The organism is Cupriavidus sp. FW216-B1 (assembly GCF_058789195.1).
In genome coordinates, this window is the sequence record NZ_JBYTEL010000001.1 from 1,099,797 (window position 1) to 1,122,772 (window position 22,976).

General features: G+C 71.5%; 16 protein-coding genes. 12 read left to right on the forward strand and 4 right to left on the reverse strand.

The features are described 5' to 3' along the window. The first annotated feature begins 16 nt into the window (after positions 1–16). From AC3WXD_RS04805 to AC3WXD_RS04815, 3 genes are all read left to right on the forward strand, one after another. A complete protein-coding gene (locus AC3WXD_RS04805; protein WP_492323159.1) occupies positions 17–1,636 on the forward strand; it encodes a rhodanese-like domain-containing protein in 1,620 nt (539 codons plus the stop codon). Positions 1,637–1,937: 301 nt separating this feature from the next. Then, the gene (locus tag AC3WXD_RS04810; RefSeq protein ID WP_029043197.1) at positions 1,938–2,231 is read left to right on the forward strand and encodes a helix-turn-helix domain-containing protein; all 294 of its coding nucleotides are present in this window, start codon (positions 1,938–1,940) and stop codon (positions 2,229–2,231) included. Beyond that, complete coding sequence (locus tag AC3WXD_RS04815; protein ID WP_059411508.1) at positions 2,228–3,535, forward strand: type II toxin-antitoxin system HipA family toxin; 1,308 nt, start codon at positions 2,228–2,230, stop codon at positions 3,533–3,535. The genes AC3WXD_RS04810 and AC3WXD_RS04815 overlap by 4 nt, the downstream gene beginning before the upstream one ends. Positions 3,536–3,557: 22 nt before the next feature. Here AC3WXD_RS04815 and AC3WXD_RS04820 read toward each other — a convergent pair whose 3' ends face one another. Further along, complete coding sequence (locus AC3WXD_RS04820) at positions 3,558–4,274, reverse strand: SDR family oxidoreductase (RefSeq protein ID WP_492323160.1); 717 nt, start codon at positions 4,272–4,274, stop codon at positions 3,558–3,560. A gap of 263 nt (positions 4,275–4,537) precedes the next feature. Here AC3WXD_RS04820 and AC3WXD_RS04825 point away from each other — a divergent pair, with 263 nt between their 5' ends. Further along, positions 4,538–5,422: an EamA family transporter gene (locus AC3WXD_RS04825; RefSeq protein ID WP_492323161.1), complete on the forward strand. Its 885-nt coding sequence runs from the start codon at positions 4,538–4,540 to the stop codon at positions 5,420–5,422. On the opposite strand, the gene AC3WXD_RS04830 is transcribed toward AC3WXD_RS04825, so the two are convergent. Beyond that, on the reverse strand, positions 5,382–5,993 hold the full coding sequence (locus tag AC3WXD_RS04830; protein WP_492323162.1) for a GNAT family N-acetyltransferase: 612 nt from the start codon (positions 5,991–5,993) through the stop codon (positions 5,382–5,384). The genes AC3WXD_RS04825 and AC3WXD_RS04830 overlap by 41 nt on opposite strands. Before the next feature lie 89 nt (positions 5,994–6,082). On the opposite strand from AC3WXD_RS04830, the gene AC3WXD_RS04835 reads away from it, so the two are divergent. From AC3WXD_RS04835 to AC3WXD_RS04870, 8 genes are all read left to right on the forward strand, one after another. Continuing rightward, positions 6,083–6,580 carry a winged helix-turn-helix transcriptional regulator gene (locus AC3WXD_RS04835; RefSeq protein ID WP_492323163.1) on the forward strand — a complete coding sequence of 166 codons (498 nt, stop codon included), beginning with the start codon at positions 6,083–6,085 and terminating at the stop codon, positions 6,578–6,580. Between the two features lie 318 nt (positions 6,581–6,898). Next, complete coding sequence (locus tag AC3WXD_RS04840) at positions 6,899–8,215, forward strand: MFS transporter (RefSeq protein ID WP_492323358.1); 1,317 nt, start codon at positions 6,899–6,901, stop codon at positions 8,213–8,215. A gap of 60 nt (positions 8,216–8,275) precedes the next feature. Continuing rightward, a complete protein-coding gene (gene nirB / locus AC3WXD_RS04845) occupies positions 8,276–10,828 on the forward strand; it encodes a nitrite reductase large subunit NirB (RefSeq protein ID WP_492323164.1) in 2,553 nt (850 codons plus the stop codon). Positions 10,829–10,881: 53 nt separating this feature from the next. Further along, a complete protein-coding gene (nirD, locus tag AC3WXD_RS04850; protein WP_020201054.1) occupies positions 10,882–11,232 on the forward strand; it encodes a nitrite reductase small subunit NirD in 351 nt (116 codons plus the stop codon). Continuing rightward, positions 11,229–12,458, forward strand: coding sequence for an NAD(P)/FAD-dependent oxidoreductase (locus AC3WXD_RS04855; RefSeq protein WP_059411504.1), 1,230 nt, complete (start codon positions 11,229–11,231; stop codon positions 12,456–12,458). Before nirD ends, AC3WXD_RS04855 begins: the two co-directional genes overlap by 4 nt. A gap of 44 nt (positions 12,459–12,502) precedes the next feature. Further along, positions 12,503–15,304: a molybdopterin-dependent oxidoreductase gene (locus AC3WXD_RS04860; protein WP_492323165.1), complete on the forward strand. Its 2,802-nt coding sequence runs from the start codon at positions 12,503–12,505 to the stop codon at positions 15,302–15,304. Between the two features lie 218 nt (positions 15,305–15,522). Beyond that, positions 15,523–16,788, forward strand: coding sequence for an MFS transporter (locus AC3WXD_RS04865; RefSeq protein WP_052165778.1), 1,266 nt, complete (start codon positions 15,523–15,525; stop codon positions 16,786–16,788). 695 nt (positions 16,789–17,483) lie between these two features. Next, the gene (locus AC3WXD_RS04870; RefSeq protein ID WP_492323166.1) at positions 17,484–20,438 is read left to right on the forward strand and encodes an HD domain-containing phosphohydrolase; all 2,955 of its coding nucleotides are present in this window, start codon (positions 17,484–17,486) and stop codon (positions 20,436–20,438) included. Between the two features lie 121 nt (positions 20,439–20,559). On the opposite strand, the gene pcaD is transcribed toward AC3WXD_RS04870, so the two are convergent. Beyond that, positions 20,560–21,396 carry a 3-oxoadipate enol-lactonase gene (pcaD, locus tag AC3WXD_RS04875; protein WP_492323167.1) on the reverse strand — a complete coding sequence of 279 codons (837 nt, stop codon included), beginning with the start codon at positions 21,394–21,396 and terminating at the stop codon, positions 20,560–20,562. A 54-nt stretch (positions 21,397–21,450) separates the two neighbouring features. After that, positions 21,451–22,839 (reverse strand): multidrug transporter subunit MdtD, encoded by a 1,389-nt coding sequence (gene mdtD, locus AC3WXD_RS04880; RefSeq protein WP_020201048.1) that lies wholly within the window; start codon positions 22,837–22,839, stop codon positions 21,451–21,453. Between the last annotated feature and the right edge of the window lie 137 nt (positions 22,840–22,976).

The following is a 22,976-nucleotide window of genomic DNA, read 5'->3' on the forward strand; positions in this document are numbered from 1 at the left end:
CCCCCAGGAGCCCGCCATGACCCGATCCATCGATGCCGCCACGCTGCGCGGCTGGCTCAACGACGGCCAGCCCCTGGCGCTGTTCGACGTGCGCGAGCACGGCCAGTATGGCGAAGGCCATCCGTTCTTCGCCGTGCCGCTGCCCTATAGCCGGCTGGAGCTGGACGTCGGGCGCCTGGCGCCGCGCCTGGCCGAGCGCATCGTGCTGCTCGACGATGGCGACGGCGTGGCCGCGCGCGCCGCGCAGCGGCTGGCGCAGCTCGGTTACGGCGATGTGACCCTGCTCGCGGGCGGCGCGCCGGCCTGGGCCGCGGCCGGCTATACGCTGTTCAAGGGCGTCAACGTGCCCTCCAAGACCTTCGGCGAACTGGTCGAGCACTGGCACCACACGCCGCGCCTGAGCGCGGACCAACTGGTGGCGCGGCGCGCGGCCGGCGAGAGGCTGGTGCTGGTGGACGGCCGCACCTTCGAAGAGCACCAGAAGATGACGATCCCCGGCGCCAGCAGCCTGCCCAACGGCGAGCTGGCGCTGCGCCTGGACGCGCTGGTGCCCGACGCGCGGACCACCGTGGTGGTGCACTGCGCGGGCCGCACGCGCAGCATCATCGGCGCCCAGACCCTGCGCAACCTCGGCCTGCCGAACCCGGTGCTGGCGCTGGAAAACGGCACCCAGGGCTGGTATCTCGCGGGCCACGCGCTGGAGCACGGCAGCCAGCGCCGCTATCCGCCGGCGCCGGATGCCGCCGCGCTGGCCGCGGCGCGCGCGCGCTCGGCGCGGCTGCTGCTGCGCTTCGGCCTGCCCGCGCTGTCGGCCACGCAGGCCCAGCAATGGCTCGACGATGCCGGGCGCACCACCTTCCTGCTCGACATCCGCACCGCCGAGGAATTCGCCGCGGGCACCATCGACGGCGCCACGCATGCGCCCGGCGGCCAGTTGATCCAGGCCACCGACCAGTACGTCGGCGTGCGCGGCGCGCGCGTGATCGTGTTCGACGACGACGGCGTGCGCGCGCCGGTGGTGGCAAGCTGGCTGTACCAGCTGGGCTACGAAAGCGCGGTGCTGGCCGACGGCGTCGACGCGGCGCTCAAGGTGAGCGCGCCGCCGCGGCCCCTGTCCGCCCGCAAGCTGCCGGTGCTCGACGCCAGCCTGCTGCGCGCGCTGCATGCCGAGGCGCCCGACGCCATCGCGATCGACCTGCGCGACAGCGCCGCCTACGGGCGCGGCCACGCCGACGGCGCGGTCTGGTCGATCCGCCCGCGCCTGCCGCGCACGCTCGGCGAGCTCGGCGCCGAGCCGGGCCGGCCGGTCATCCTGATCGCCGCCGACCCGCGCGTGGCCAGCCTGGCCGGCCACGACCTGCTCGCCGAGGGCTACACCCATGTGTACCGGCTGGCGCAGGGCTACGACACCTGGCTGGCCGCGGGCCTGCCCCAGGCGGTGCGGCCGGCGCCGCTGCCGGCGGCGGCGCGCATCGACTTCCTGTTCTTCGTGCACGACCGCCACGAGGGCAACCACGAGGCGGCGCGCGCCTACCTGGCGTGGGAAACCGGGCTGATCGCGCAGTGCGCGCCGGACGAGCTCGGGGTCTTCCGCCGGGCGCCGGGCCAGCCGGCCGTGCACGGCCGCGCGGCGTAGCGCCCCGGCGCCGCCGGTTCCCTGCCACCGGGCGCCGCCGCTACCGGCCGCCGGCGTGGGCGGCGCGCGGCACCGGCGGCCGGAACCCAGGGCTTTCCCCGCCCGCCATCGCCACGGCGCGCGAGAGCCCACCGCCGCGCCGGCGGCGAGCGCCGGCCGAGGACCGGCCTGCCCGCGTCCGCGGCATCACATCCCGGCGCATTATGTTATGACATATTTTAAATAACAAAATTATGGAATAGCATAAATCCGTCCGGCCATCTGCTATGCTATGACATATATATTCAGCTAAAACTATGTCATGGCATCATTCCAAGCACAGTTGCAGGCGCGCCGCGCCGCGCGCAAGGCTTCCCTGGCGGAGGTGGCACGCCTGATCGGCATGGCGCCATCGAACCTGACCACCGCGCTGAGCGGCAGGAGCGACGTGCGCGCCTCCACGCTGGAGGCCATCGGCGCCGCGCTCGACGCGGAATGGGTGCTGGTGCCGCGCGAGCACCTGCTGGCGGTGCGGCGCCTGCTCGAAGGCAAGGACAGCGGGCCCGACCGCGACGCCCGCACCTCGGTGGAAATGTTCCTGGAGCCGCAGCCGTGAGCCCCGGCCTGCGGCCCCGCTACCTCGAAGTCCATCTGCACGGCGTGCTGTGTGGGCATCTGTGCGAGGTCGAGCGCACCTGCCGCTTCGTGCCGGCCGAAGCGTTCCGCGGCGATCCGCTGCGGCCCACGCTGAGCCTGTCGCTGACCTTCCCCGGCAACGAGGCGCTGACCGCCACCGTGCTCTCCAACCCGTTCCATCCGGCGCTCTACAACACCAACGGCGCCTTGCCGCCCTACTTCGCCGGGCTGCTGCCCGAGAGCGAGCTGCGCAGGCGCCTGGAAGCCACCCGCCAGCACGCCGGGGACCGCGACGACTTCGGCATCCTGGCCGCCGCCGGCGACGACCTGCCCGGCGCCGTGGTGATACGCCCGGCCCCGCTCGACACGCTGCCCGGGCACGTGCGCACCGTGGGCGTGACCGGCGGCGCCGACAACCTCGAGATCGCCGTGATCGAAGGCGCCACCGAAGGCGCGGCCTCGGTCTCGGGCGTGCAGAACAAGCTCGCGCTGTCCACCGCGCAGGCCGGCAGGCGCTACACGCTGCCCACGCACGGGCGCCTCTCCGACCTGATCGCCAAGCTGCCCGCGCGCAACGACGACAGCCAGGTCTTCAACGAGTACGCCGCCATGCAGCTGGCGCAGGCCGCCGGCGTGGCGGTGGCGCCGTGCCGGCCGGTGCCGCTGGCCGCCATCGAGGTGGAAGGCCTGCCCGAGGCGCTCGGCGCCGGTCTGCATTTCCTCGCCGTGGACCGCTTCGACCGCGAGCCGGGCGGCCGCGTGCACGCCGAGGACGGCTGCCAGGTGCTCACGCGCATGCCCAGCCGCAAGTACGCCGGCCCCGAGGCCTACGCCGCGCTGGTGCAACTGCTGGAGCGCCTGAGCGTGCGCGGCATCGAGGACGTGCGCCAGTTCTTCATCCGCCAGGCCGTCAACACGCTGCTGGGCAACAGCGACGCCCATCTCAGGAACTTCTCGTTCCTGTACCGCAACGGCATCGCCGCCGAGCTGTCGCCGGCCTACGACATCGTCAGCGTGGCCGCCCTGCCGGGCTTTGCCGGCTTCGGCCAGAACGTCGCCATCGACCGCCAGCAGCGCGCGCAGACCCTGCAGACCTACCGCGAGTTCGCGCGCGCGGCCAGGGTCGCCGAGCGCATCGCCACCGCCGCCGCGAAAGACGCGGTGGCGATGGCGCACGAGCGCTGGCCCGCGCTGCTGGAACAGTTGCCGGCGCCGGCGGGCATGCGCGCCGTGGTGCTGGAACGGCTGGCGACCCTGCCGCTGGCACGGCCCGGACCGGCGTGAGGAACGCGGCGCCGGCGCCGGCCTAGCTCAACCCGTCCAGCACCAGATGCTGCCCGTGGATGGCCTGCGCGCCGTCCGACGCCAGGAACAGCACCGCGCGCGCGGCCGCGGCCGTCGACACCCAGGCGGCCGTGTCCGCATGGGGCATGGCGCGCCGGTTGGCGGGCGTGTCGAGAATGCCGGGCGCGATGCTGTTGACGTTGATGCCGGCCTGCCGGACTTCGTGCGACAGGCTTTCCACCAGGCGCTGCAGCGCGCTCTTGGAGGCGCAATAGGCGCCCATCGCGGCGGCGCCGCTGGCCGCGCCGCGCGCGGACACGGCGACCACCTTGCCGGCGTGCTGCGCCAGCATGGCGGGAATGAAGTGCCGGGTCACGGCCACCAGCGACCACGCATTGAGGTCCATCATGCGCAGCCACGACTCGCGGCTCAGCGCGTGCGCGGGCTCGCCCATCTCGAAGCCGCCGGCCACGTGCACCAGCACGTCGAGGCCGCCGAAGGCGTCGAGGATGGCGCGCGCGGCCTGCGCCATGCTGTCCGGCGAGGTCACGTCGGCGCCGAGCGGCAGGTGCCAGCCGGCGGCCTGCGCCACCGGCGCGTGCGCGCGCAGCGTTTCGGCGTCGAGGTCGATCAGGGCCAGGCGGTCGCCTTCGTCGGCAAAGGCCCCGGCGACGGCGCGGCCGAGCGCGCCGGCCGCGCCGGTGATCGCGACGCGGCGGGGAGAGGCGGAGGATGCCATCGGAGTTCTCCTGAAGGCGGTGGCGGGGCCGGCCATGCCGGCGCTCTCCTTCAACATAGACATCGCCCTCCTCGGCCGCCAGCGCCATGCGGCGCCTCGGCACGCACCGGCGGCGCGGACCACCCGGTGCGCGGCGCGGGTGGGCCGGGTCCGCCATGCTGCACATGTCCTAGCCAGCGCCGGCAAGATCGTTCAAGATGCAGGCCTCGCCGCCGCCTGCCGGCCCGCCGGCTGCCAGGACACCCCCTTCCCGAGACTCGCAATTGCCGCTGAACCGACTGAAACAAAGCACAACCCTCGTTGCCGTGCTGGCACTGGTCGGGTCGATGGCCTCGCTGTGCATCGGCACCTCGTTCGCCAAGACCCTGTTCGCCGCGGCCGGCGCCCAGGGCACCACCGCGCTGCGCGTGGGCTTTTCCGCGCTGATCCTGCTGTGCGTGTGGCGGCCGTGGCGGCTGCCGCTGAGCCGGGCCAACGCGCGCGCGATCGCGCTGTACGGCGCGGCGCTGGGCGCCACCAACCTGCTGTTCTACATGGCGCTGCGCACGGTGCCGCTCGGGCTGGCCATCGCCATCGAGTTCACCGGGCCGCTGGCGGTGGCGGTGTCGTCGTCGCGCAGGGCCATCGACTTCCTGTGGATCGCGTTTGCCGTGGCGGGCCTGTTGCTGCTGCTGCCGCTCGGGCAGAACGTGGGCACGCTCGATCCGGTGGGCATCGGCTACGCGCTGGCGGCGGGGGTGGGCTGGGCGCTGTACATCATATTCGGCCAGATGGCCGGCAACGCGCATGGCGGGCAGGCCACTTCGCTGGGCCTGACCGTGGCGGCGCTGGTGGTGCTGCCGTTCGGCCTCGCGCACACCGGCACGGCCATGTTCAGCCCGGCGCTGCTGCTGGCGGGGCTGGCGGTGGGCCTGCTGTCGAGCGCGATTCCCTATTCGCTGGAGATGGTGGCGCTCAAGCGCCTGCCGCGCCGGACCTTCGGCATCCTGCTGAGCATGGAGCCGGCGATGGGCGCGCTGGCCGGGCTGGTGTTCCTGCACGAGACGCTGAGCGCGCAGCAGTGGCTGGCCATCGCCAGCATCATCATCGCCTCGGTCGGCTGCACGGTCACGGCCGGCACGCGCCGCCGCGACACGGTGCCGGCGTAAGCCAGTCTGCGTTGCCGCTCAGCCCGCCGCCGCGCAGCACCAGCGTGACCTCGTGCAGCATGACGTCTTCCGGGTTGCGCCGGCTGGAGAAGCCGAACTCCCGCATCAGCGCCAGCATGCGGCGGTTCTCGCTGAGCACGTCGCCGCGCAGCAGGCGCAGGCCCGCGCCGGCCGCGGCATCGCGCAGGCGCGCGATCAGCCGGCGGCCCAGGCCCTTGCCCTGCCAGTCGTCGGCCACCGCCACCGCGAACTCCGCCACGCCGGCGGCGGTGACGACATAGTTGCCGTTGGCGACGATGACCGGCTCGCCCGCCACCTCCGCCGTGACCACCAGCGCGAGGCCGTCCTCGTCATGGATGAACCGGCTGATCACCTCGTCGGACACCCGCCCGCCGGTGAGGAAGCGGTAATAGCGGCTCTCGCGCGACAGCGCCTGGACGAAGGCGCGCTCGCGCGCCGCGTCGGCCGCGCGCACGGCGCGCACCACCACCCGCTCGCCGCCGGCCAGTTGCCAGCCCTGGGCGCATTGCGGGCATCCGGCCGCGGCGGCGGGTGGTTGCGACGAGGGCATCGGCGACTCCTGACTACATTTTTAATAGTCAGGAGTATAGGCTATACCCTGACTTTTGCAAATGAAGTCAGGGTGCTATGCTAGTTTGCATGCGACCCACCGCCGAAGACCTCCAGCACTGCTCGATTGCCGCCACGCTCAACCTGATCGGCGAGAAGTGGACGATCCTGATCCTGCGCGACGTGTTCCACGGCATCCGGCGCTTCGACGACTTTCTCGCGCGGCTGCAATGCTCGCCCGCCGTGCTGTCCGCGCGCCTCCGGACGCTGACCGAGGCCGGCATCCTGCGCAAGGTCGGCTACAAGGAGCCCGGCGAGCGCGAGCGCTTCGAGTACCGCCCCACGCGCGCCGCCGTCGAGCTGCTGCCGGTGCTCGTGGGCCTGCTGCAATGGGGCGACCGCCACCTGGCGCCCCACGGGCGAGGCCCGGTGGCATTGCTCACGCCCCAGGGCCGCCACGTGCGCGCCGCGCTGGTCGACGACATGGACGCGCTGGTGCGGCCCAACGACATCGAGCTCAGCCGGGTACCGCGCGAAGCCCCTCCCGCCGCCGCCGACGACGGGCGCACCGCCGCGGCCGGCGCCTGAGCCGCGCGGCGGCGCCGCGCACCGCCCTCGTTCACTGCACCGCACCATGACCGTGCCGCGCCGCCGCGGCTGCCCCAAGGCGGCGCACGGCCGCCGCCGCCGAAGCGCCCTTTCCCGCCAGAAGCCCCGCTCGCCATCACATCCGCCGCTGGCACGCCGCTTGCTCAACAGAACGCGAGCGGACCAACGGCGGCCCGCTCCCCCCACACACGGCGACAGCGGTCTTTACCGATGCCGCCAGGACAACGGCGTCCCCTGATCCTGTCTTCATGACCGGCTCGCGGGACGCCATTTGTTTTTCTGGAGTCTGGAGCCATGATGACCGGCAAAGCCACCCGCATCGAACTGCTGAGCCTGCGCACGCCGCAGATGCGCGCCTTCCACCTGACGTGGATGGCATTCTTCGTGTGCTTTTTCGCGTGGTTCGCCTGCGCGCCGCTGATGCCGGTGCTCAAGGGCGAGTTCGGCCTGACGCCCGACCAGATCGCCAACATCAACATCGCCGCGGTGGCGGTGACCATCCTGGTGCGCCTGGTGGTGGGCCCGCTGTGCGACCGCTTCGGCCCGCGCCGCACCTATACCGGCCTGCTGGCGCTCGGCGCGATCCCGGTGCTGGGCGTGGCGATGGCGCAGAGCTACGAAGCCTTCCTGTTCTTCCGCCTGCTGATCGGCGCGGTCGGCGCGAGCTTCGTCATCACGCAATACCACACCTCGGTGATGTTCGCGCCCAACGTGGTCGGCACCGCCAACGCCGCGGCCGCGGGCTGGGGCAACGCCGGCGGCGGCGCCGCGCAGGCGACCATGCCGCTGCTGCTGGGCGCGATCCTGATGCTGGGCGTGAACCACGCGCTGGGCTGGCGCCTCGCGCTGCTGGTGCCGGGCGTGCTGATGCTGGTGGTGGCCGTGCTGTACTGGAAGTTCACCCAGGACTGCCCGCAGGGCGACTTCATCGCGCTGCGCAAGCAAGGCATCGCCGTGGACAGCGGCAAGAAAGGCGGCTGGGCCAGCTTCGCCGCGGCCAGCGCCAACTACCGCGTGTGGATGCTGTTCATCACCTACGGCGCCTGCTTCGGCGTGGAGATCTTCATCCACAACGTGGCCGCCACCTACTACGTGGACCACTTCGGCCTGTCGCTGGGCAGCGCCGGCCTGGCCGCCGCCAGCTTCGGCCTGCTGGCGCTGTTCGCGCGCGCGCTGGGCGGCTGGCTGTCGGACAAGGCGGCGCTGCGCCGCGGCCTCGACGCGCGCTCGATGCTGCTGTTCGTGCTGATCCTCGGCGAAGGCCTGGGCCTGCTGTGGTTCGCCCAGGCGCACAGCGTGGTGGCGGCGGTGGTAGCCATGCTGGCCTTCGGCCTGTTCACCCACATGGCGTGCGGCGCCACCTACGCGCTGGTGCCGTTCATCGACCGCAAGGCGCTCGGTGGCGTGGCCGGCATCATCGGCGCCGGCGGCAACGTGGGCGCGGTCGCGGCTGGCTTCCTGATGAAGGGCCTGGGCGGCAACCTGCAGCAGACCCTGACGGTGCTCGGCGCGGCCGCGCTGGTCTCGGCCCTGTGCGCCATCGCCGTGCGCTTCTCCGCCGAGCACAAGGCCAGCGAGCAGGCCCTGTTCGACAACGCGCTGGCCGGCTCCTGAGCCGCGCGGAACGACAAGAAGCACAGCAAGGCCCCGGCCCCACAGAACAAGGAAACCATCATGAAACTGATCGTCATCGGCCACGGCATGGTCGGCCACAAATTCCTGGAAAGCCTGGCCGAGGCCGGCTCGCAGGACATCGAGGTCACGGTGCTGTGCGAGGAGCCGCGCCCGGCCTACGACCGCGTACACCTGTCGGAATTCTTCGCCGGCAAGTCCGCCGAGGACCTGTCGCTGGTGGAGGCCGGTTTCTTCGAGCGCAGCAACATGCTGCTGCGCCTGAACGCGCGCGCCACCGGCATCGACCGCGCGGCCAGGACGGTCAGCATTTCCACCGGCGAGACGCTGCCCTACGACAAGCTCGTCATCGCCACCGGCTCCTATCCGTTCGTGCCGCCGCTGCCGGGCAAGGACCGCAAGGACTGCTTCGTCTACCGCACCATCGAAGACCTCGAAGCCATGCAGGAATGCGGCGCGCGCGCGCGGACCGGCGTGGTCATCGGCGGCGGCTTGCTCGGGCTGGAATGCGCCAAGGCGCTGCGCGACATGGGCCTGCAGACCCACGTGGTGGAGTTCGCCCCGCGCCTGATGGCGGTGCAGGTGGACGACGGCGGCGGCGAGATGCTGCGCCGGAAGATCGAAGACCTGGGCGTGACCGCGCACACGCGCAAGAACACCGTGGAGATCGTCGACGGCGAGGCCGGCACGCACCGCATGAACTTCGCCGACGGCAGCCACCTGGAGACCGACATGATCGTGTTCTCCGCCGGTATCCGCCCGCGCGACGAACTGGCGCGCGCGGCCGGCCTGGCAGTGGGCGAGCGCGGCGGCATCGCCGTGGACAACCAGTGCCTGACCTCCGACCCGGACGTCTACGCCATCGGCGAATGCGCGCTGTGGCAAGGCAAGATCTACGGGCTGGTCGCGCCCGGCTACGAGATGGCGCGCGTGGCGGCGAAGCACCTGCTGGGCCACCAGGCCGAGTTCGCCGGCGCCGACATGAGCACCAAGCTCAAGCTGATGGGCGTGGACGTGGCCAGCCTGGGCGACCCGCACGGCAGCGCGCCCGGCGCGCGCGCCTACCAGTTCACCGACGAGCGCAAGCAGGTCTACAAGAAGCTGGTGGTGTCCGACTGCGGCAAGTACCTGCTGGGCGGCGTGCTGGTCGGCGACGCCGAGGAATACGGCACGCTGCTGCAGATGATGCTCAACAAGATCGAGCTGCCCGAGTCGCCCGAATTCCTGATCCTGCCGTCCTCCGACGGCCAGGCCAGGCCGGCGCTGGGCGCCGACGCGCTGCCCGACGCCGCGCAGATCTGCTCGTGCAACAACGTCTCCAAGGGCGACATCTGCGCCGCCGTGCGCGACGGCGCCGCCACCATCGGCGCGCTCAAGAGCTGCACCAAGGCCGGCAGCACCTGCGGCGGCTGCGTGCCGCTGGTCACGCAGGTGATGAAGGCCGAGATGAAGAAGCAGGGCCTGGCGGTCAACAACCACCTGTGCGAGCACTTCGCCTATTCGCGCCAGGAGCTCTACCACCTGGTGCGCGTGGGCGGCTTCAGGAGCTTCGGCGAGCTGCTGGCCGCGCACGGCAAGGGCCTGGGCTGCGACATCTGCAAGCCCACCGTGGCGAACATCCTGGCCTCGTGCTGGAACGAGTTCGTGCTCAAGGAAGAGCACGCCAGCCTGCAGGACTCGAACGACTACTTCCTCGGCAACATCCAGAAGGACGGCACCTACTCGGTGGTGCCGCGCATGCCGGGCGGCGAAGTCACGCCCGACGGCCTGATCGCGGTGGGCCAGGTGGCCAAGAAATACGGCCTCTACACCAAGATCACCGGCGGCGCGCGCGTCGACATGTTCGGCGCGCGCCTGGAAGAGCTGCCGATGATCTGGGAAGAACTGATCGCGGCCGGCTTCGAGTCGGGCCACGCCTACGGCAAGTCGCTGCGCACGGTGAAGTCGTGCGTGGGCTCGACGTGGTGCCGCTACGGCGTGGACGACTCGGTCGGCCTGGCCATCGAGATCGAGAACCGCTACAAGGGCCTGCGCGCGCCGCACAAGATCAAGTTCGGCGTGTCCGGCTGCACGCGCGAATGCGCCGAGGCGCAGGGCAAGGACGTGGGCATCATCGCCACCGAGCGCGGCTGGAACCTGTACGTGTGCGGCAACGGCGGCATGAAGCCGCGCCACGCCGAGCTGCTGGCCAGCGACCTGGACCGCGCCGCGCTGCTGCGCTACGTGGACCGCTTCCTGATGTTCTACGTGCGCACCGCCGACCGCCTGCAGCGCACCAGCACCTGGCGCGACAACCTCGAAGGCGGCCTGGACTACCTCAAGGCGGTGGTGCTGGAGGACAGCCTGGGCATCGGCGCCGAACTGGAAGCGCAGATGCAGCACGTGGTGGACACCTACGAGGACGAATGGAAGCTGGCCGTGACCAACCCGGAGACGCGCAAGCGCTTCCGCCACTTCGTCAACAGCGACCTGCGCGACGACAACCTGGTGTTCATGGAGGAGCGCGGCCAGGTCCGCCCGGCCACGCCCGAGGAACGGATCTTGCATCGCTCCCGGATCGAACAGATCCCCGTGACCGTCGTCAAGGCCGCCTGAGCCGCCCCGCCCGAGCCACCCACCCCACCGCGCCAGACCCAAGGAGAACAAGCATGAGCCAAGCCCGCCAGCCCGAGACCTGGACCGCCGTCTGCGCCCTGCGCGACATCGTGCCCAATACCGGCGTGTGCGCGCTGGTGGACCAGGCGCAGATCGCCGTGTTCCGCGTCGGCGCGGGCGAGGCCGAGCAGGTCTTCGCCATCGCCAACTACGACCCCAACTCCCACGCCGCGGTGCTGTCGCGCGGGCTGGTCGGCAGCCTGGGCGAGCGCGTGGTGGTGGCCTCGCCGATCTACAAGCAGCACTTCGACCTGCGCACCGGCGAATGCCTGGAGGCGCCCGAGCATTCCGTGGCGGCCTACCCGGCGCGCGTCCACGACGGCAAGGTGTGGGTGGCCGCATGAGCGCCAGCCCCAAGCCCCGCCTGGTGGTGGTCGGCAACGGCATGGCCGGCATGCGCACGGTCGAGGAACTGCTCAAGCTGGCGCCCGACCTCTACGACATCACCGTGTTCGGCGCCGAGCCGCACGGCAACTACAACCGCATCCTGCTCTCGCCGGTGCTGGCCGGCGAGAAGACCATCGCCGACATCATGCTCAACACGCGCGAGTGGTATGCGCAGAACGGCATCGAGCTACTAGCCGGCGACCCGGTGGTGGCCATCGACCGCGCGCGCCGCATGGTGCGCTCGCAGTCGGGCCGCGAGGTACGCTACGACCGCCTGCTGCTGGCGACCGGCTCCAAACCCTTCATCATCCCGGTGCCGGGCCATCAGCTCGACGGCGTGATCGCCTTTCGCGACATCCAGGACGTGGAAACCATGCTGGCCGCGGCGCGCGACCACCGCCACGCGGTGGTGATCGGCGGCGGCCTGCTGGGCCTGGAAGCCGCCAACGGCCTGATGCGCCAGGGCATGGAAGTCAGCGTGGTGCACGTCACCGGCAGCCTGATGGACCGCCAGCTCGACGCGCCCGCCTCGGCCCTGCTCAAGCAGGCGCTGGAGCGCAAGGGCCTGCGCTTCCTGCTCAACGCGCATACCAGCGCCATCCTCGGCGAGACGCGCGTGACCGGCGTGCGCTTCAAGGACGGCACCAGCGTCCCCGCCGACCTGGTGGTGATGACCGCGGGCGTGCGGCCCAACATCGAACTGGCGCGGCAGGCCGGCCTGCACTGCGAGCGCGCCATCGTGGTGGACGACACGCTGCAGACCTACGATCCGCGCGTGTACGCCGTGGGCGAATGCGTGCAGCACCGCCAGGCCACCTTCGGCCTGGTGGCGCCGATCTGGGACCAGGCCCGCGTGGCCGCCGCCCACCTGGCCGGCGCCGGGCACCGCCGCTACGTGCAGCAGGCCACCGCCACCAAGCTCAAGGTGACGGGCGTGGACCTGTACTCCGCCGGCGACTTCATCGGCGGCGCGGGCAGCGAGGACCTGGTCATGCGCGACGCGCGCCGCGGCGTCTACAAGCGGCTGGTATTGCAGGACGGCCGCCTGGTCGGCGCGGTGCTGTACGGCGACGTGCAGGACGGCCCCTGGTACTTCGACCTGATCCAGCGCGGTGCGCCGGTCGGCGCGATGCGCCAGCGCCTGCTGTTCGGCCGCGCGCAGTGCGAGGCGCTGGCGGCCTGAATGCCGCGCCGCCTCCGATAGAACCGTCAGCAACGAGCGCCACCGTGAACCTGTCCGATATTCCCGTCATTGTCTCCACCAAGGCCGCGGCCGGGCTGTCCGCCGGGTTGCCTGCCGGGTTGTCCGCCGACACCACCGTCACCGACACCACCTGCCCCTACTGCGGCGTGGGCTGCGGCGTGCGCGCCACGCGCCATGCCGACGGCAGCGTCGAGGTGGCCGGCGACGCCAGCCACGGCTCCAACCAGGGCCGCCTGTGCGTCAAGGGCTCGGCGCTGGCCGAGACCACCGGGCTGGAAGGCCGCCTGCTGCATCCGCAGGTGCGCGGCGCCGGCGGCGCGCTCACGCAGGTCTCGTGGGACCACGCGCTCGACCGCGTGGCGCGGGGCTTCCGGGACATCATCGCCGAGCACGGCCCCGACGCCGTGGCGCTGTACGTCTCCGGCCAGCTGCTGACCGAGGACTACTACATCGCCAACAAGCTGATGAAGGGCTTCATCGGCAGCGCCAACATCGACACCAACTCGCGCCTGTGCATGTCGTCGGCGGTGGCCGGGCACAAGCGCGCCTTCGGCGAGGACCTGGTGCCGGGCAACTACGAGGACCTGGAGCTGGCCGACCTCGTCGTGCTGGTCGGCTCCAACACCGCGTGGTGCCATCCGATCCTGTTCCAGCGCCTGTCGCGGGCGAGGGAAGCGCGCCCCGGCATGAAGCTGGTGGTGATCGACCCGCGCCGCACCGCCACCTGCGAGCTGGCCGACCTGCACCTGCCGGTCAAGCCCGGCACCGACGTGTGGCTGTTCAACGGCCTGCTGCACTATCTCGCGCGGCACGGCGCCGCCGACGCGGATTTCATCGCCGCCCACACCAGCGGCCTCGATGACGCGCTGGCCGCCGCCGGCCCGGACTGCGCCGACCTCGACACGGTGGCCCGCGCCTGCAAGCTCGACGTGGCCGACCTGCGCGCGTTCTACGCGCTGTTCGCCGCCACGCCCAGGGTGGTCACGGCGTTCTCGCAGGGCGTCAACCAGTCCTCGGCCGGCACCGACAAGGTCAACAGCATCATCAACTGCCACCTCGCCACCGGCCGCATCGGCCAGCCCGGCGCGGGGCCGTTCTCGCTGACCGGCCAGCCCAACGCGATGGGCGGGCGCGAAGTCGGCGGCCTGGCCAACATGCTGGCCGCCCACATGGAGTTGGCCGAGCCGCTGCACCGCGAGATCGTGCAGTCGTTCTGGGGCTCGCCCGCCATCGCGGACAAGCCCGGCCTCAAGGCGGTGGAACTGTTCGAAGCCATCGAGCAGGGCCGCGTCAAGGCGGTGTGGGTGATCGCCACCAACCCGGTGGTGAGCCTGCCCGACGCCGACCAGGCCCGCCGCGCGCTGGCCCGCTGCGAACTGGTGGTCAGCTCCGACATCATGCTGCGCACCGACACCAACGACGCCGCGCACGTGCTGCTGCCCGCGCTCGGCTGGGGCGAGAAGGACGGCACCGTGACCAACTCCGAGCGCCGCATCTCGCGCCAGCGCGCGTTCCTGCCCGCGCCCGGCGAAGCGCGCGCGGACTGGCGCATCCTGTGCGAGGTGGCCACGCGCATGGGCTTCGACGGCTTCGCCTACGCCGGCGTGCACGAGATCTTCGACGAGCACGCTCGGCTGAGCGCCTACCGCAACGGCGGCGCGGACGCCACGCATGCGCCGCGCGTCTTCAACATCGCCGGGCTGGCCGGCATGAGCCGCGCGCAGTTCGACGCAATGCCGCCGGTGCAATGGCCGGTGGCGGCCAGGGCGCCGGCGCTGCGCGGCAGCCGCGGCACCGAGCGCCTGTTCGCCGACGGCCGCTTCGCCCACGCGGACGGCCGCGCCCGCTTCGTCGCCACCGCGCCGCGCGCGCCGGCCAACGCCACCGACGACGCATACCCGCTCGTGCTCAACACCGGCCGCGTGCGCGACCAGTGGCACACCATGACGCGCACCGGCAAATCGCCCAGGCTGGCCGACCACATCGCCGAGCCGTTCGTCGACATGCACCCGCAGGACGCGCTGCTGTGCGGCGTGGGCGAAGGCAAGCTGGCGCGCGTGAGCACCCGCTGGGGCGCGCTGGTGGCGCGCGTGCAGCACAGCGGCGGCATCGCGCGCGGCAGCGTGTTCGTGCCGATCCACTGGAACGACCAGTTCAGCTCCGACGCGCGCGTCGGCGCCCTGGTCAACCCGGTGGTGGACCCGCTCTCCGGCGAGCCCGAGTTCAAGCACACGCCGGCGCGCGTGGAGGCGTTCCCGGTCTCGTGGCACGGCTTCGCGCTCAGCCGCGGCGAGCTGTCCGGCAACGCCCTGACCTACTGGACGCGCGTGCAGGGCCGCCAGTTCCAGCGCTACGAATTCGCCGGCCGCGAGAACGTCGACGACCGCGCCGCGTGGGCGCGCGCCCTGCTCGGCATCACCGACCCCGACGCCGACTGGATCGAATACGAAGACCGCAGCGCCGGCATCTACCACGCCGGCCACGTGGTCGACGACCGCCTGCAGAGCTGCATCTACGTCGCCACCCGGCCCGAGCTGCCCTCGCGCGCGTGGCTGTCCACGCTGTTCGCCAGGGAGCGCCTGGAAGACGCCGACCGCATCGGCCTGCTGCTCGGCCAGCCGCTGGAAAAAGGCGTGGATGCCGGCCCCACGGTGTGCTCGTGCTTCGGCGTGGGCCGCAATACGATCTGCGACGCGGTGCGCAAGCACAACCTCGCCACGCCCGCCGAGATCACGGCCTGCGTCAAGGCCGGCGGCAACTGCGGCTCCTGCGTGCCGGAACTGAAGAAGCTGCTGACGGAGATCAGGGTGGCGGAAACGGCTTGAGCCCGGCGCGAAACCTCGCTTCGCGGCAGAAAATGCCGGCCCGCGCGCCGGCGGCGGCGGCGCCCGCCATGTGTAAGTACGATGAAGACCCTGCCGCGGACCGGGGATTAGCGCAGTATTTGCGGGCCGCCAGCGCAAAGCGCGCGGCGGTGGTATGTTGCCCGTCTTTCCGGGTCGCGCCCCGCAGATCCGCAACAGACAAGCAAACGAGCAGACTCATGATGATGGAAGGCAGTCACCCCGCGGGTGACGCAACGAACAATCCCCACGCCGATTCGCCCCTGCGGGCGTGGCTGGCGGTCGGATCGGTAACGGTGGGCGCGTTCGCGTTCGTGACCACGGAATTCCTGCCGGTCGGGCTGCTGCCGCAGGTCGCCGCGGAATTCGGCGTGACGCCGGGCACCGCGGGACTCATGGTGACGACGCCCGGCATCCTGGCCGCCATCTCCGCGCCGGGCATGATGCTGGGCGCCGGACGCATCGACCGGCGCCTGATCCTGCTGGTCCTGTCGGTGCTGCTGCTGGCGTCGAATCTGATCTCGGCATTCGCGCCGAGCTTCACGGTCATGCTGGTCGGCCGCGCGCTGCTGGGCGCGAGCCTGGGCGGCTTCTGGACGCTCGCGCTGGCCGCGGCGGGCCGGCTGGTGCACCCCCATGAAGCGCCGAAGGCCACCGCGATGATCCTCGCGGGCGTGACGTGCGCCACCGTGATCGGCGTGCCGCTGGGCACCTTCATCGCCGGTCTCGCCTCGTGGCGCGCCTCGTTCATGGCCACCGGCGTGCTGGTGGCGGTCGCGCTGGTGGCCCAGGCCATGCTGGTGCCGGCGCTGCCGTCGAAAGCCGCGCTGCGCATGGCCGACCTGCTCGCGCTGCTGCGCCGCACGCATTCGCGCCGCAGCCTGATCATGGTCGCCTTCGTGTTCGGCGCCCACTTCTCGTCCTACACCTTCATCGCGCCGTTCCTCCAGCAATACGCCGACTTCAGCGCGCAGAGCATCACCCTGGTGCTGCTCGGCTTCGGCATCATCGGCTTCGTCTCCAACTTCGCGGTCTCGGCCACGGTGGGGCGCAACCTCAGCGCGTCGCTCGCGGCGATGATCGTGATACTGATGGTCTCGCTGCTGGCGATGCCCGCGCTGCGGCATGCGGCGCCGGCGGTGGTGGCGACCGTGCTGGCGTGGGGCATCGCCTTCGGCGCGATCCCGCTATGCCTCAGCGTATGGATCCAGCGCTCCACCGCCGACCTGCCCGAGGCCGGCTCGGCGCTGTTCGTCGGCATCATCCAGGTGGCCATCGCGGTGGGCTCCTCGGTTGGCGGCGGCATCGTGGACCACGCCGGCATCCCGACCGACTTCGGCCTGGGCGCGGCCCTGGCGGTGATCGGCCTGGCACTGCTCGGCAGCTTCCGCGCCATCGGCAAGGACCACGCCGCGGCCCCGGCGGCCGCGGGCGTGATCGCGCCCGCGCCGGACTGCAACTGCTGAAGCCAGGGAAAGCCGCCATGCGGGCGGCTCAGGGCATGAGGGCGGGGACGGCGGCGCAGAACGCCAGCCCCGCCCGTGCCGCGATATTCGGCTGATGCGCGCGGGAATGCGCCGCACGGAAAATCCGCAGGCTATCGCGAGCGGCACGAAAAAAACAATACCGGCCCGAAACGCCTCCAGGCATTTCCAGATCCACCCGCGGCATTCGGCCGCCGCGCCATGTTCGCCGCCTGGCGCGGATTCGCTCGCGCGCCGCCACCGGCCATAAGCGGGTTATGGCCGGCCAGGCGCGGCCGCGACAAATCATGGCGAAACCCGCTGCCCGCGAATTGGCGTCCGGCGTGGCTGCCACGGCCGCCATGCGCCATCGACATCCGCATTGGCATAAGGAAACGCCGCGGAATTTTCGCAATCGGATTGAATTGCGCCATTTCCTGCCGTGCACGAATATCGCGCGCCGCATGTGGCAAAGGAGCGAATGCGCGGCACGCCATATCATTTGAAAAACGCTTATGACAGAATCAGCCCGACACACCGGCCGGCGGCATTTTTCCGGCCTTTGTGCATGGGCAAGCGGCAAGGGGACGACGCATCCGCCGCTTCATATCACCGTCACGATCGCGCGCCAGCGCGCCCGCGCCGTGATGCTGTTTGCGGTACGGACCAGGTCAACCGTACCTCCTCGGACCACTACCATGCATGCCGCCACTCCAGAGCGCCAGTCCGGAATCTTGTCGCCGTATTCGATCTACATCACGCTGCTGGTCCTCATGGCCGGCATGGTGCTGCTGCTCTACGGCGCGCTCACGCTGTACGAGCGGCATGCGAGCAGGCAGCTCATGCTGGTGCAGGCGCGAACCACCTTCGAGCGGGTCGGCCGGGAGGCGGTCGCCTCGGCCGAGGCCGAGCTGCGGCCCGCGCGGCTGACCGCCGTGCTGCTGGCGCAGACGCCGCTGCTAAGCGCGCCGGACCAGGCCACGCGGCTGGCGCAACTGCCGGTGCTGGCGACCGCGCTGCGGCACAACCCGTCGCTGTCGGCGGTCTACGGCGGCACCGGCGACGGGTCTTTCGTGCTGCTGCGCAACCTGCGCGCGGCCGGTCCGCAGGCCGTGCCCGACACGCCGGCCGGCGCCGCCTTCCTGCTGCAGTCGGTGGACCGCTCCGGCGGCGCGACGCGCGGCCGCTTCGCCTTCTACGACGCCGGGCTGCGGCTGCTGGCCGAGCGCGACGAGCCGGACTACCGCTACGATCCGCGCGCGCGGCCCTGGTTCACCGCCGCCACGGCCGCCGCCGGCGCCGTGGTGCAGACCGGCCCCTACCGCTTCGCCACCACGCAGGAGCTGGGCCTCACGCTGGCCAGCGCGCAGGAGCGCGCGGTGGCGGGCGTCGACGTCAGCCTGCGGGACCTGTCGGAAATGCTGGCGCGGCAGCACATCACGCCGTCGGCGGAGTTAATGATCGTGAATGCGCAGGGCACGGTGCTGGCCTACTCGCGCGCCGGGCAGCCGGGCGGCGCGTCCGGGCAGGCGCCCGGCGTGGCGGCGCTCGGCGTGCCGGTCCTGAGCGCGCTGTGGCAGCAGCATGGGCGCGGCCCGCAGCCCGGCGTCGCCATGCTGTCGGTGGACGAGCGCGAGTGGGTGACGCGCCTGGAGCCGCTGCCCAATCCCGCCGGCGCGCCGCTGATGCTGGCCATCGCCGCGCCGCGCGACGAACTCCAGGCCAACGCGATCCGCAGCCGCAGGCTGTCGCTGCTGATCACCGGCGGCATCGTGCTGCTGATGCTGCCGCTGCTGCACTGGGCGGCCAGCCTGATCGCCCGGCCGCTGGAGGAACTGGGACGGCAGGCGGCCGCGATCCGGCGCTTCGACTTCAGCTTCACCGGACAGCCGCGCAGCCACATCCGCGAGATCGACCGCCTCGCCACCGCGATGCTCGGCATGAAGGAGACGCTGCGGCGCTTCCTGGAAATCTCCGACGCCTTGTCCAGCGAGCATCATTTCGAGACGCTGCTGGACCGCATCCTGACCGAGACGATCTCCGTCAGCGGCGCCAGCGAGGGCGCCATCCACCTGCTGGCCACCGACGGCCAGACGCTCGAGCCGGCGGCCATCCGCGTGGGCGGCGCGCGCGGCGACCTCTCCGGCGTGAAGGGGTGGTCGCTGAACGACCCCACCAATCCCTCGGCCGCCATGCAGGCGGCGCGCGACGGCCGCACCGTCAGCATCGAAGCCAGCCAGGACGATCCGGCCCTGGCCACCACCTACGGCCACCTGTTCGCGCGCCTGCGGTCGCCGCACTTCCGCGTGCTCGCGCTGCCCCTGAAGAACCGGCAGGACGAAGTGGTGGGCACGCTGTCGCTGGTGTTCCTGCCGGAGACCGGCATGGAAGACAATCTGCCGTCGTCGCGCGCGGCCTTCGTCGAGGCGCTGTCGGGCACGGCGGCGGTGGCCATCGACAACCAACTGCTGTCGCGCGGGCGCAAGGAGCTGATGGAGAGCTTCATCCAGATGCTGGCGGGCGCCATCGACGCCAAGAGCGCCTACACCGGCGGCCACTGCCAGCGCGTGCCGGAACTGACCAAGATGCTGGCGCGCGCCGCCTGCGACGCCGACCGCGGCCCCTACGCCAGCTACCAGCTCAGCGAGGCGCAGTGGGAGGAACTGCATATCGCCGCGTGGCTGCACGACTGCGGCAAGGTGACGACGCCGGAGTTCGTGGTCGACAAGGCGACCAAGCTGGAGACGCTCTACGACCGCATCCACGAGATCCGCATGCGCTTCGAGCTGCTCAAGCGCGACGCCTACGTCGAACGATGCGAGCAGGCGCTGCGCGCAGGCGGCGCCGATCTCGCCGCCGTGCGCACGGCGGCGGCGCCGGCGCAGGCGGTGCTGGACGAGGAGTTCGCCTTCGTGGCGGCCTGCAACCACGGCGGCGAATTCATGGCGCAGGAGAAGATCGAGCGGCTGCGCGCGATCGGCTCGCGCACGTGGCTGCGCACGCTGGACGACCGGCTCGGCATCTCCCGCGACGAGCGCAGGCGCAAGGAGGCGCAGCCCGCCCCGCCGCTGCCGGCGGCGGAGCCGCTGCTGGCCGACAAGCCCGAGCACCTGTTCGCGCGCCCCGAGCGCGAGCGCCTGCCAGCCGGCAATCCGTGGGGGTTCACGGTCAAGCCGCCCGAGCACCTGTACGACCGCGGCGAGCTCCACAACCTGTCGATCGGCCGCGGCACGCTGACCGAGGAAGAGCGCTACAAGATCAACGAGCACATCGTGCAGACCATCAAGATGCTCAGCGCGCTGCCCTTCCCGCGCCACCTGCGCAACGTGCCGGAGATCGCCGGCGGCCATCACGAGAAGATGGACGGCACCGGCTACCCGAAGGGACTGACGCGCGAGCAGATGAGCCCGGCCGCGCGCATGATGGCCATCGCCGACGTGTTCGAGGCGCTGACCGCCGACGACCGGCCCTACAAGAAAGGCAAGATGCTCTCCGAGGCGATGGAGATCATGGTGGCCATGAAGAACAACCACCATATCGACCCGGACCTGTTCGACCTGTTCCTGCGCTCCGGCGTCTATCTCGCCTACGCCCGGCGCTACATGCGGCCGGAGCAGATCGACGAATTCGACCTGGAAGCCTGCCTGGCCTGAACGCGCGCGCGGCGGCGAGGTTGGCCCGGAAGGGGTTTCGGGAAGATCCCGGCGTCGTTGCGCAGGCGGGCCGCCGCGCGATCCGAATGCCCTGCTCCGCCCGGGCCAGGACCGCCGCGCTTCATCCTGAAACCGAGACAGCTTCCTGGTGGCGCCCGGCGTCGCCGCGCGGCCTCGCCTCAGCGCCGAGAAAATCGCGCAGCGCATCGGTGAAGCGCGCGGGCTGCTCGAAGCTGGACAGGTGCGCGGCTTCCAGCTCCACGTATCGCGCGCCGGCAATGGCGTCCGCCAGCGCGCGGCCCGCCGCGGGCGGGGTCGACAGGTCGGCGCTGCCCGCGATCACCAGCACGGGAACGGGAATGACCCCGACCGCCTCGCGCAGGTCGGCATCGCGCAGGGCGGCGCAGTTCGCGGCATAACCGCGCGCATCGAGCCCCGCCAGCACGGCGCGCAGGCCGTCGAGCCCAGCGCCCGCCGCCGACGCGAACGCCGGCGTGAACCAGCGCTGCACCGAGGCCGCCACCAGCGGCGCCATGCCGCCGCGCAGCGCGCCGTCGATGCGGGTGTTCCAGGACGCGGCCGTGCTGATCCTGGCCGCGGTGTTGGCCAGCACCAGGCGGGTGAAGCGCCGCGGCGCATTGACGCCGAGCCACATGCCGGTCAGCCCGCCCATCGACAGGCCGCAGAACGCGGCCTCGCGGATGCCGAGCGCGTCCATCAGCGCCAGCACGTCGCCGCCCAGCCCGGCCACCGTGAACGGCCCCGGCGGCAGGGTCGAGCGGCCGTGGCCGCGCGTGTCGTAGCGCAGGATGCGGAACTGCCCGCGCAGCGCTTCGGCCTGCGGCGCCCACATGGTGTGGTCGGTGCCGAGCGCGTTGGAGAAGATCAGGACCGGCGCGGAATCGGGGCCGTCCAGGGTGTAGAACAGCGAAGCGCCGGCGTGGTCGAGATGGGGCATCGGGTCTCCGGGGGCGGGAATCGGTCTCGGCTTGGGGCTGGGTGGCGCGCCCCCTCACATCTCGCCCGCGTCCGCCATCTTCTTGCCCGCCGGCCGCGCCACGTCCGGCGACAACTGCAGGAAGATCCACGCCGAGGCCGAGGTGATCAGCCCCACGCAGATGAAGGTGGCATGGAACGCCGGCAGCGCCGAGGTCGTGCCGTGGCGGGCGAAGACGCCCTGGAACGTCGCCAGCAAGGCGCCGGCCGACGTCACCGCCAGGCTCATCGACAGCATCTGCACCATCGACAGCAGGCTGTTGCCGCCGCTGGCCCCGGCGGTGCCGAGGTCCTTGAGCGTGACGGTGTTCATGGCGGTGAACTGGATCGAGTTGACCGCGCCGAACACCGCCAGTTGCAGCAGGATCAGCGCGAACGGCTCGCGCGGCGAGATCACCGCGAACGACGCCATCGTCAGCCCCACCACGAAGGTGTTGGTGACGAGCACCCTGCGGTAGCCGTAGCGTTCGATCAGCTTCGTGGCCAGGCGCTTGGAGGCCATGCCCGCGGCGGTGACGGGCAGGATCATCATGCCGGCCTGCAGCGGCGAGTAGCCGAGGCTGATCTGCAGGGTCAGCGGCACCAGGAACGGCATGGCGCCGTTGCCGATGCGCGCGAACAGGTTGCCCAGCAGCCCGACGCTGAAGGTGTGGATGCGGAACAGCCGCAGCGCGAACAGCGGGCGGCGGTGCCGCGTGGCGTGCAGCACGTAGGCGGTGAGCGAGGCCATGCTGGCGATCAGCAGCATCAGCACCACGGCGTGCTCGAAGCCGAGCTCGGCCAGGCCGTCGAGCGAGAACGACAGCGTCAGCATGGCGATGGCCAGCAGCACGTAGCCGCTGGTGTCGAAGCGCGCCACGCCGTGCAGGCGGCTGTTGGGCATGTAGCGCAGCGTGGCCAGCCCGCCCAGCAGGCCCACCGGCACGTTGATGAGGAAGATCCAGTGCCAGGAGAACGCCTCGGTGAGCCAGCCGCCCAGCGTCGGCCCGATCAGCGGCCCGACCATGCCCGGGATGGCGACGAAGCTCAGCGCCTGCAGGTACTGGTCGCGCGGGAAGGTGCGCAGCACGGCCAGCCGCCCCACCGGCAGCAGCATCGCGCCGCCCACGCCCTGCAGCACGCGCGAGACCACCAGCATGGTCAGCGTGTTGGAGTACGCGCACGCCAGCGAGCCGGCCACGAACAGGCCGATGGCGGTCTGGAAGATGGTGCGGGTGCCGAAGCGGTCGGCCAGCCAGCCCGAGGCCGGGATGATGACCGCCATTGTCAGCGAATAGGCGATGATCACCGACTGCATGCGCAGCGGGCTTTCGCCAAGGCTCCTGGCCATCGAGGGCAAGGCGGTGTTGACGATGGTGGAGTCCAGCGTCTGCATGAAGAAGCCGACGGCCACGACCCACAGCATGATCCTGCGGGTGTGGTCGTCGACGGCGGAAGGCGCGGAAGGACCGGAAGGCGCGGAAGGTGCGGAAGACGCGACCGGGGCCGGGGCCGGGGGCGTGGCGGATGTCGAGGGCTGGGTATCGTCTTGCATGTGGTCTT